The sequence below is a fragment of the Klebsiella sp. TF21-TM genome (assembly GCF_019753495.1).
GTDB lineage: Bacteria > Pseudomonadota > Gammaproteobacteria > Enterobacterales > Enterobacteriaceae > Klebsiella > Klebsiella quasipneumoniae.
The window spans coordinates 1-5,710 of sequence record NZ_JAIJYL010000066.1 but is presented as its reverse complement, the minus strand read 5'-3'; the positions used below and the strand labels follow the sequence as shown (position 1 = coordinate 5,710).

Here is a 5,710-nt window from a genome sequence, read left to right as displayed (position 1 = left end):
ACGCTCACCAGAGAGCGCCAGCGGCCTGCTATGGCCTTTATTCAACGATTACAGAGGATTACCCCATGACAAAGAAGACCGCCCACAGAGCCGCTGAGAGCGATTTACAGGCGTTTATGACTGAGGCCGCCGCCCGGTTCAAACCCGACGCCGCCGTGCTGGCCGCGCGGATCGAAACCGCCGTCCAACGGTACACAGCTACAAGCACCACACAGCGTTTTTCTGCCCCGGCAGCACTGGTAATGCAGCAGCTACAAGAACGGATATTGGAAGGTTGGAGGTACGATATCGGCATCCCGCAATCGGTCTACCTCGCCGGTACGGGGAATATGAGTATCACTCTCCGCAAACCGGCGGAACTGGTGGAGCAGGAGATAGCCGACCTGAAACGGCAGGTGGAGGATGCATATCATAACGAGCTGGCCGCCGCGATCGAGAGAGAAGTGGACAAGCTGGTACAGGACGCCGCAGACGAAGCCCAACGCCGTGCAGAGGAAGCCGCAGCCGCAGAACGCGATGCCATGCGCCAGCGTCTCCGCGATATGCTGCTGACCGGGGCGACAGCATGACAGTTACCAAGATAAAAAGCGGGCCACCAGCGCCCGCACATATCGACCCGGACGCGCTGGAGCGAGCTATAGCTGCCGCTCGAAAAATCCGGGAAGCCAACCCGGAACGCTACAAATCCATCCCCGTCCAGCCGAAACTTTTCTGAGTAAAAACGCTGGCAATAATTGCATCTCCGCGTCAGCAGTGGCGCGGCATAGGCAGACTTTGCTAAAGCAGTAACCGTACTGGTTCTTATTAATACCTGTACATACCCAACCATCAACCGGAGGAACATTGACTCATGCAGTAACCAGCCATTATGGCAACGGCAGATATCATCTTATCCACTCAGCCAACTACACCTTCAACGACAAAGAATACAACCTGAATTTCAAACCTGACAGCAAGCGCTACTCGCCAATCCGTCAGGAGATAATGGACAGCTTCATTACCCAACTCTGCGCGATGCAGTCCCATTACAGCAAGGTCTTCGCCTTCCGTTTCGACCTGTCAGTCCCGGCAGGAATTTCCGTATCAGAAAGCAACAAATTAATCAGCGACCTGTTTACCCGGTTGCGTGGCAAGTTCACCGCCAAGCGCTGGAATGGACAGCCGATCAAGAAATTTGCATATGGCTGGGTCAGGGAAAAAGAGAAGGCTAAACAGGTTCATTACCATTGCTGGATCGCATTACCTCACTTTCAAGTCAGATCTACCGGTTTCGGCAACGAGGGCACATTCGGACTGATAAACACTCTTTGGGGTGAACTAACCGTACAGGCTGGTCGCGCCCACTTATGTGATGATACATACATCATAAACAGGGATGAACACTCATCGCTGGTGGAACTGGTTGAGCGTGTCTCCTACCTCGCTAAAGCGCGTGGGAAATATTCTACAGGGGGCGGGCAGCGTATGTTTTCTGCATCAAAGTTGAAAATACTGACTGCTGCTTAACCGGGTTCGCCCCCACCTGGTCAGCCTTACGCACACGAAAAATTTCTACAAGGCATATTCCCATGACAGATTTGTCGCCAGCAGGCACACCAACGCCCACAGCGATCCACGCACCGCCGGTTTTCTCACATTAAATATACTTAAACTTTTGTTATTTAATAAAAAATAAAGCCACGCACCTCGGCGAGGCTAATTTATACGATACAGGGAGTACGTCTGCAGGTCACATTGACGATCTGTCTGATGGAGTTGGAAACCGGCTCTCGACCCGGCTCACTGCCGCAGGTGTCCAACGTTTACCGCGCCGGGTAGTGATACCGCGCTCATTTAAATAATTAGCGATAGCCTGGAGAGTGGTATGGCCGCGTGTCCGGGCTGCGAGAATATTATCCTCGACGGTCGCCGCGAAAGCATCGGCCCGAACGGCTCTGACCTTGATACTACGCTGACGGTTTACCCCACTGGCGTGTGCAGCCGCAATATTGTCACTCCACGTTTGCACCTTTTGTTGTGACAGTTCATCACCCGCCGCAGCCCTCGCCTTTAACGACGCCAGCGCATCACTGGTACGCTGTTTGATAAAGTCCCGCTCCTGTTCAGCTAACGCCGCATACAAATGGAGTTGAAACTTATCTGCCGTGGGCATAGTGGCAACTTTGATGCAGGGCAACTGCTCTACCAGTGTGGCGATATCCAACACCGACCGACTCAGGCGATCCAGTTTAGCCACCAGCAAACACGCCCCAGTGCGCTTACACAACTCTATGGCCTGGCGCAGTCCATTACGTTGCATTGGTTCCAGCGAACCACTGACCCCCTCATCGGTGAACTCATCAATGATCTCCCAACCATGTTGGCGGACAGCGTGAGCGATGTAGTCAGTCTGAGCCTCAAGCCCCAAACCAGAGCGCCCCTGACGCTCAGTAGATACCCGACGATATGTAACAACCTGCATATTCACCCCTCCAAAAGGACCGTGAACGAACTGTATCATAAATTTACCGAACGGAAAACAAATGATAAAAATCACAAAAAGAACATAATTAATTGATTTATAACAAGATATTTGAAAATCACTATCGCTAACTTTTATCATACAGCGACACCGGTCAGGCAGATCTCCAAGTGCGCCAGCCGTACAATCACCGGCAGGATATTTGCAGCCAGCCGGTTTACATATGGTGGGGGGTATCAGCGATCCAGCCGCAGGGGCGGGGGTGTATCAGCCCAGCGACATGGGGGTCAGAATATGCAGTTAGAATATAGGGTCTCTTTAGTCGGTGATTTCAAGAAACCCAGACACCGCAAGGGATTGCAGGGATATAGAGAAAAGTTAGTATATAGGTAATACTCAACCTTTAGTTGAATATCGAAGTCAGCTTAGCTACAATGTAGTTGTAGTCGTTAGACAGCAGAAAAACGCCGATGCTGCTTAGATCCGAAAGGAACCGATGAGGGGAAGTATTTAGGCACTATGGCTCATTCTCATTCAATTGAGGAGAGTTGCTTAAATGGGCGTCCCTCCTATCAACTACCCTGAATTTTCTTACATTTGGCCTCCGTTGCATGATATGCAGTTACGGGGGCCAATTTGTTACCAGAGACATCAACTATCGCTAACGCGAAGAATCCCGCCCCTCCAACCGTAATACGCTTAATCGCGTTAAGAACGACGGTCTGTTCCGCATAATCTCTATTAACAAACACATTACTTTGTACAGAAAAAGCGGCAGATAGGATTTCGGCACACTCCTGCCAACTAAGCTGATCTTTATTACCTCTCGCACTAAGAACATGGCTAAACATAGCCCAAGTGATAGGTACAGCAGGAGACACAGGTATAGGCCATCCATTCCGTTGGCAAACGACCTTCATCTGATTGAACTGTTTTTTAGTTAAGAGGTAAGTGAAACACGGTGTGTCCCAGACATCTTGTGGTAAACCCTGATTCCCCATCGCATCCGCCAACTCAGCGAAAAAGAAGAAAGCATCACGGATAGCATCATCACCAATAGCCACAATGGAACCTTAAACAGGAAGAATGCAGAATCTTAACACGGGCAAGGTAACCGTATAAAACATATAGCGATAACCTTTTACAGAAGGCTTCGCCCCTCCTGACGAGCATCACAATTCAGACGCTCAAATCAAGAGTGGCGAAACCCGACACAGCTTAAAGATCCCTACCGTTTCCGATAAGTAGCTCCCTCGTGCGCTCCTGTGTTCCCGCCTTGACGTTTGCAGCCAGCCTTGCCGCTCTTTCTACCTTGGGGGCGCTAACTCTCAGCTTCCCTATGCTGGCACTGCTCGTTTTAGGCGGTTCGCTCCAAGCTGGATGATATGCACGAACTCCCCGTTTCATCCGACCGTTGCGCCTGCTGGGTAACTATTCTCACGATTCCAACCCCAGCGGACACGGCAAAACGCCGCTAATGGCAACAGCCAATACGGTAACGAGTCTTGCGTGCGGGAACTTTGTTGATATGCATTCGGGCACAAAAACGCCCGTCTGTAGCTTGAATGCTCCGCGTAAGGCGGATACACTGAGATCACGTTTTAGGTAGCTGTTCCCGCTAAAGACTCAGTTACCTGGTAGACGAGTCCTGAGAAAACCCGTTTACCCGTTAAAACCCACGCCTGAGAACGTGGGTTTTTTCGTTTCTAAGCAAGAGACTACGCTGAGCAGAGGAAGATCACAAGAGCAACCCCACCAAACTTAACCATTGTTATAACGGCGGCGTGGTGCAATCTGGGTTACCCTCGACGGTGTAATCCCATATTTAACGGCTACATCTTTTGACTTCTGCCCGCTGGCAACCTCACCACGAATTGCACTATCTCTCATGGTATCAACAGAATTTTGCAAATTGCCGATCAATTGAAGAGACTCATCCTGCTGCCTTTCTAAACGAGCAAGGCGAGCATCCGTTGCAATTTGCTGCTCCTTCAACTTCTCAATATCTTCACTCATTGACTCTTGGGCCTGCTCTAAAAGACGTTGAGCATCAGCCAACAACTGCTTCGTTTTATTGCCAAAGATATCAACCATAGACACCCCACGCCAGGATTAAAAAACAGCCAAAATTTAGGAAGATTTAATTTCTGTTCATGGTGAATAATCACATCTATTTTTTCTTAATGCAAATGTTTAAACAGCCGCCTAAAGAATCCTTTCTTCCTCTCCGCCTCAAGCTCCACTTTCACTTTTTCCAGCTCCAAGGATGCTGCGTCACGCTCATTTTGCAACCCGGTCATCTGTTCCCGCAGCAGGTCGGCCTCCTGCTTATCCTCAAGCAATAATTGTTGCTTCTCGATTAGCTTCCTCAGCTCGACCAGCTCCCGCTGCATAGCCAAGATTGCATCGTCATTATGTATAGTTTGTGACCGTGTAACGCCGTTTACTTTTTCCTCAGGAAGGGATACAGATCCGTAATGCCTGATTAACTCGGATACATCGACGTATCGTTTACCTTGCTGGCGGGCAACACTCACCAACCCCTTGTCAATATGGGAATATAGCGTTTTCCTCGTGATACCTACCGCCTCAGCAGCCTGTGTAAGATTGAGTAGATTTTGGCCCTGTTTACTCACTGTATACCCGCCATAAAATAGATGTGTTTACTCTGCATAGTATACAAAAAAACAGCCAACCTGTAGATGCGAAAGTTTCTCATCTGTGATAAAATGGAAACTGACCAATAAAACACATAAAACAGGAGAAATATTGACCTCAACGCCCATGCTGCCATCATTTGCAGCCCCGACTGATACGGAACGCGCCAGCCTCGCCGCGATCCTGAATGACATCGGCCTCCGTGCCACTAATCCCCGGATTAACGTCCTCCATTACCTGAATACCGTAGATGATGTACCAGTGACAGCAGAAGCAGTCAGCCGCTGCGTTGACCTGCCGCTATCGACTGCGTACAGAACGCTCACGGCGCTGGAAGTCACCCACCTCGCGGGGGTCACTTTCGGACGCGGAGACGTCACCAGATGGTTCCGGTTTACACCGGATACGCCGCAGCATTGCCCGGCCTGCGGACAGAGCCTTTACGGCGAATACGCCTGACCGCCTGAGACACAAACACTGACGAGATGACCGCATATTACGGTCACATCAAATGACGCTCACCAGAGAGCGCCAGCGGCCTGCTATGGCCTTTATTCAACGATTACAGAGGATTACCCCATGACAAAGAAG

7 protein-coding genes are annotated in these 5,710 nt (G+C 50.2%); 3 read left to right on the top strand and 4 right to left on the bottom strand.

Going from position 1 to position 5,710, the window contains the following annotated elements; all coding sequences use genetic code 11:
• Positions 1 to 65 precede the first annotated feature (65 nt).
• On the top strand, positions 66 to 569 hold the full coding sequence (locus K5R89_RS26525; protein WP_221853874.1) for a hypothetical protein: 504 nt from the start codon (positions 66 to 68) through the stop codon (positions 567 to 569).
• 274 nt (positions 570 to 843) lie between these two features.
• Positions 844 to 1,506 (top strand): inovirus-type Gp2 protein, encoded by a 663-nt coding sequence (locus K5R89_RS26520; RefSeq protein ID WP_135717727.1) that lies wholly within the window; start codon positions 844 to 846, stop codon positions 1,504 to 1,506.
• Between the two features lie 223 nt (positions 1,507 to 1,729).
• Here the strand turns inward: K5R89_RS26520 and K5R89_RS26515 are convergent, their stop codons facing one another.
• The 4 genes from K5R89_RS26515 to K5R89_RS26500 form a co-directional block, all read right to left on the bottom strand.
• Complete coding sequence (locus K5R89_RS26515) at positions 1,730 to 2,602, bottom strand: recombinase family protein (protein ID WP_217259635.1); 873 nt, start codon at positions 2,600 to 2,602, stop codon at positions 1,730 to 1,732.
• A gap of 431 nt (positions 2,603 to 3,033) precedes the next feature.
• Entirely contained in the window at positions 3,034 to 3,525 is a 492-nt protein-coding gene (locus tag K5R89_RS26510) for a hypothetical protein (RefSeq protein WP_135717731.1), read from the bottom strand.
• 697 nt (positions 3,526 to 4,222) lie between these two features.
• A complete protein-coding gene (locus K5R89_RS26505; protein ID WP_071739097.1) occupies positions 4,223 to 4,555 on the bottom strand; it encodes a hypothetical protein in 333 nt (110 codons plus the stop codon).
• Between the two features lie 86 nt (positions 4,556 to 4,641).
• The gene (locus K5R89_RS26500; protein ID WP_217259634.1) at positions 4,642 to 5,097 is read right to left on the bottom strand and encodes a helix-turn-helix domain-containing protein; all 456 of its coding nucleotides are present in this window, start codon (positions 5,095 to 5,097) and stop codon (positions 4,642 to 4,644) included.
• Between the two features lie 85 nt (positions 5,098 to 5,182).
• On the opposite strand from K5R89_RS26500, the gene K5R89_RS26495 reads away from it, so the two are divergent.
• Complete coding sequence (locus K5R89_RS26495; RefSeq protein WP_135717729.1) at positions 5,183 to 5,578, top strand: hypothetical protein; 396 nt, start codon at positions 5,183 to 5,185, stop codon at positions 5,576 to 5,578.
• Positions 5,579 to 5,710 lie beyond the last annotated feature (132 nt).

Coding starts and splice junctions, on each gene's coding strand:
- K5R89_RS26505 (WP_071739097.1), bottom strand. CDS start 4,555: ATGGTTGATATCTTTGGCAATAAAACGAAGCAGTTGTTGGCTGATGCT.
- K5R89_RS26525 (WP_221853874.1), top strand. CDS start 66: ATGACAAAGAAGACCGCCCACAGAGCCGCTGAGAGCGATTTACAGGCG.
- K5R89_RS26515 (WP_217259635.1), bottom strand. CDS start 2,602: ATGATAAAAGTTAGCGATAGTGATTTTCAAATATCTTGTTATAAATCA.